A 373-nucleotide genomic window follows, 5' to 3' on the forward strand; every position below is an offset into this window, starting at 1 on the left:
CGATTTGGCGAGCTCGTCGCGCATCACGCCCTGCACGCGGACGTCGATGGAAAGCCGCAACGGTTCGCTGCTCTCGCGCAGCCGCTTGTCGAAGGCCCGCTCCACGCCGGCCACACCGTGGCTGTCCACATCCACGCCGCCCAGCACCTGGGCGGCCGTGCGGCCGAGCGGATAGCGCCGCTTCTCTCCGTTCTCGAAATAGACGCCCGGAATGCCGAGCGCGTTGATGGCAATCTCCTCGGACGGCGTGATCTTGCGCTCGAGATAGACGAACTGCTTCTCGCTGGTCAGCCGCCGCACGGCCTCCGCCTCGTCCAGCCGCGGCAGCACGCTCTTCAGCTTGTGCGCCGCCTCGGCGGGGTCGATCATCTCC

Annotated in this window: 1 pseudogene; it reads right to left on the reverse strand. The window is 68.1% G+C overall.

Annotated features, from left to right (window positions below):
- Positions 1-373: pseudogene (locus R5H29_RS22170) on the reverse strand (hypothetical protein); the annotation flags it as partial.

This window comes from Stenotrophomonas sp. A3_2 (assembly GCF_036624925.1).
Taxonomy (GTDB): Bacteria; Pseudomonadota; Gammaproteobacteria; order Xanthomonadales; family Xanthomonadaceae; genus Stenotrophomonas; species Stenotrophomonas hibiscicola.